Below are 3,892 nucleotides of genomic sequence, written 5' to 3'. Positions count from 1 at the left end.
ACTGTTTGGGTAGTCGGGTGATAAGGCCAGCCCAACGGGAATCAGCACAGCCGGAGCCACCCATCGGAAGGTAGTGGGCTGAGCAGGAATACTGTCCCAGGATGCCCGCTGGAAAACAGTGTTTAGCGGTTGCCCGAAGACTGTAACTAACGGAAATAGAAAAAACCAACTACTTAACAGCCAGCTGAAAAATGAAGAATTTAGTCGCCCGTTTTGTTTTGTCATTCAGTTATTCATTTGGTCTATTCACTAATCACTACGCGTCGCGAGCTGAAAGCGTGGGGTGGCTATAGTACTTTACAGGAGTTAGGAAGGAATGGGTAGTGTAAAGGAACGGAGGAAACCTAAAGAGAATCTGAAGTTGGTTAGTGATGATTATTCAATCGGAGATGCAGAAGCCAACTTCAAAATGTATTCAGATTTGACCCAGTACTTTGGGGAGATAAGCTCAAGGAGGGACCATGAAAATTTTGCTGATTGAAGACGAACCGTCGCTACTAGTGGCCATGCGCCACTACCTGGAGGGTGAACACTATAATGTATCGACGGCGAATACTTTCCGTACTGCCTCCATAAAGGCCCATGATTATGAATATGATTGTGTTGTCGTAGACATTACCCTGCCCGACGGAAATGGGCTGGCGATTGTCAAAGAACTAAAAGAAGCGCATTCGCAGGCGGGGATTATCATTGTATCGGCCAAAAACTCGCTGGATGATAAGCTCTCAGGCCTCGAATTAGGCGCCGATGATTACCTGACCAAACCCTTTCATCTGCCGGAGCTAAATGCCCGTATCCGGTCCTTGATGCGTCGGCGTCAACATGAGGGCGAAACCCAGCTCGTTTTTGGAGCCATTACGATTGTGCCTAACCGCAAACAGGTTCTTGTGGCCAATCAGCCGCTGGAGGTAACGGTCAAAGAATATGAATTGCTCTTGTTTCTGGTCACCAACAAGAATCGACTCTTATCCAAAGCGGTCATTGTCGAGCACGTTTGGGGTGATTACATGGATGGGATCGACTCGCACGATTTTCTGTACACTCATGTTCGGAACCTGCGCCGAAAACTGCTGGACGCGGGTAGTCCGGATTACATTACAACGCGCTACGGAGCCGGGTATATATTCACGGCAGGCGAATGAAACTGCTCCATAAAACAACACTCTATCTACTCCTGGCGGCCATTCCGATCGCCCTTGGCGGTGTTTTTCTGCTGAATGCGTATATCCACTTGGACATGTTGCATGAAATCGACGAGCTGCTGGCCAGTGAACTCATCCAGGTGAAGGCCCAACTCCGCCAGCACCCGCCCTCTTCCGCCGACCTGCCGGGCTGGGACCCTAATATTCGGATTAGGCGAACTAGCTCGATACTGCAACCAGCCATAACCTATACCGACACCGTTGCCTTTACTCCTGGGCAACATGAAAAAGAACTCGTTCGAATGCTCCGCACGACCTATGCGGTAGGCAATCAGACGTATGTTATCTCCCTTCAGCAATCGTATCTGGAGTTTGATGAAATCGCTAGCGCGGTATCGGTGGGGGCCATTGTTTGTTTTCTGATCGTGGTGACCCTGCTGGTGTTGGCTGACGTGCTGGTTACCCGGCGTATCTGGCAGCCCTTTTATGGGATCATTCGTCAATTACAGCAGTATCGGGTCGATGGTCCGGAAGAGGCTGCCTTTCCATCCAGTGATGTGCACGAGTTTAAGCTGCTAGCTCAGTCGCTCGATGAAATGAGCCGTCGAACCCGTCATCAATACGCACAACAGAAGCAATTCACGGATAATGCCTCGCATGAAATGCAAACGCCCTTAAGTGTGCTGTCCGTTGAGTTGGACCTGTTACAACAGTCGGCTGGGCTGGACGAAACCGACCTGAATCGGATTCAGCGATCGCAGCAGGAAATTAATCGTCTCTCGGCCATGAATAAATCCTTGCTATTGTTAGCCAAGATTGATAATCACCAGTTTGCCCAAAATGATTCGGTCAATATTGGCGAGTTGGTCAATCAACTGGTCGAGAACTATTCGGATTATGTGGCCCACCGAGGCATAATGATTAACCGAATGATTAAAGAAGGCCCCTGTCGAAATATGAATCGGCAATTAGCCGATGTACTTTTTTCGAACCTGATCAAAAATGCAATACGCCACGGGGACGTGGGCAGTTCAATTTTCATCCAGGTGGGTAACAACAGTTTTATTATCACCAATGAAGGCGACCCGTTGCCGTTTCCGCAGGACCAGCTTTTTCTACGATTTGTCCGTAACCAGGCTCTCCCTCAATCTACAGGCCTAGGGTTAGCCTTAGTAAAGGAAATTGCTGGACAGTATGGCATGACTGTCAAATACGATTATGCATCGTCCATGCGTCGGCACATGTTTCAGGTTGATTTCTGAATGAGGGCTACTGACGGCTATAACTTCAAAATTGCTTTAGAATCCAGCGGTACGTTTGATTCATAAACTAAACTACTACAAATACATGTATACATTATTGATAAGTGGCCTTGTCCTATTCACGTCGGCACACGCTGCCTCGGTTGCTTTAACGAACTATATCGTCGGTTCGAAGCCAGCCCTTGTTATCGTTACTACTGATGTGCCTGCGGCTGTCAAAGCCACCGTTGCCCGATTATATCCCGGTGTGAAGGCCGTGAAATGGGAGAAAGAGGATGGGAATTATGAAGCTGGCCTAACTCACAATGGAAAGGAGTTGTCGCTGGTGATCGATGCCAAAGGCAATGTACTCGAAACGGAAACGACCATTACCGAATCGGCTTTGCCAGCCTCTGTGCGGGAGTATGTGGCTAAACACCACGCTGGTAAAAAAATTAAGGAAGCAGCAGAAATCGTCGATGCGAAAGGCAAGAAAACCTACGAAGCAGAAGTAGGTGGCAAAGACCTGATTTTCGATGAGAAAGGTCAGTTTATTAAGTAATCCCACGGATTGACTGACGTCATGGCTCGCTTATCGACACAAACTAAGCGGGCCATGATTTTTTTCCAGCCAGCCCATAAGGGCATCCACCGGGTATAGGTAGTCGGTCTATTTAGTTTCTATTCATCAAGGGCTAGTGGCAAGTTTGTGCGATCTGGCAATTTTCAATTTTTTACTCTCACGTTATGTGGTTTAAATCTACAGGGCTTCTTTTTTTATTAACAACGGGAATTACGTTAGCCCAAACACCAGCCGGAGTTCCCACGCAACCCATTCCGGCTCAATCGAGTCAACCCGCTACTACACCAGTAGGCGAAACGGCATCAAAAGGCAACGCAAAAATTTCAGGTTATGTCGTCGATTCTACGCTGACCAAAGCGGTTGAATATGCCAACATCGCCGTCTACAATACAGCCACCGATAAACTGGTTGACGGCACGGTTGCTGATGATAAAGGTAAATTCACCCTCACCAAAGTAGCGCCCGGTACCTACAGACTACTGATCTCCTTTCTGGGCTACAACGCCAAACCCATTGATAACGTAGTAATTACCAAGGGTCAGATCAAGGATATGGGTATTATCCGACTCAGTGCCAGCACCCGTACACTTAATGAAGTAACCGTGGCCGGAACGAAAGCACTGGTAGAAGACAAGGTCGATCGGCTGGTCTATAACGCGGATGTCGATCTGGCCGCCAAAGGTGGAGACGCTACGGATATTCTTAAAAAAGTGCCGATGCTGTCCGTGGATTTGGCGGGAAATGTCTCCTTACAGGGTAGCTCCAACGTACGGGTGTTGATTAACAATAAACCTTCGTCGATTCTGGCCGGAAATCTGGCCGATGCCCTGCGGCAGATTCCAGCTGATTTGATTAAAACGGTGGAGGTTATTACGAGCCCGTCAGCTAAATATGACGCTGAAGGTTCGGGTGGTATTATCAAAATC

Annotated in this window: 4 protein-coding genes and 1 pseudogene; 4 read left to right on the top strand and 1 reads right to left on the bottom strand. The window is 48.2% G+C overall.

The features are described 5' to 3' along the window. Positions 1-225 (bottom strand): annotated as a pseudogene (locus BGO59_RS35295) (PAP2 family protein); the annotation flags it as partial. Positions 226-461: 236 nt separating this feature from the next. On the opposite strand from BGO59_RS35295, the gene BGO59_RS35290 reads away from it, so the two are divergent. From BGO59_RS35290 to BGO59_RS35275, 4 genes are all read left to right on the top strand, one after another. Next, positions 462-1,142: a response regulator transcription factor gene (locus BGO59_RS35290; RefSeq protein WP_293692239.1), complete on the top strand. Its 681-nt coding sequence runs from the start codon at positions 462-464 to the stop codon at positions 1,140-1,142. Further along, positions 1,139-2,404 carry a HAMP domain-containing sensor histidine kinase gene (locus BGO59_RS35285; RefSeq protein WP_293692237.1) on the top strand — a complete coding sequence of 422 codons (1,266 nt, stop codon included), beginning with the start codon at positions 1,139-1,141 and terminating at the stop codon, positions 2,402-2,404. The genes BGO59_RS35290 and BGO59_RS35285 overlap by 4 nt, the downstream gene beginning before the upstream one ends. Before the next feature lie 85 nt (positions 2,405-2,489). Continuing rightward, a complete protein-coding gene (locus tag BGO59_RS35280; protein ID WP_293692235.1) occupies positions 2,490-2,945 on the top strand; it encodes a PepSY-like domain-containing protein in 456 nt (151 codons plus the stop codon). 185 nt (positions 2,946-3,130) lie between these two features. Then, positions 3,131-3,892: carboxypeptidase-like regulatory domain-containing protein (locus BGO59_RS35275; protein WP_293692234.1), on the top strand; the 762-nt coding region annotated here is incomplete at its 3' end.

It is taken from the genome of Spirosoma sp. 48-14, from assembly GCF_001898575.1.
Classification (GTDB): domain Bacteria; phylum Bacteroidota; class Bacteroidia; order Cytophagales; family Spirosomataceae; genus Spirosoma.
Note: the sequence above shows the minus strand (reverse complement) of the source record. Positions and strands in the feature narration are given on the sequence as shown.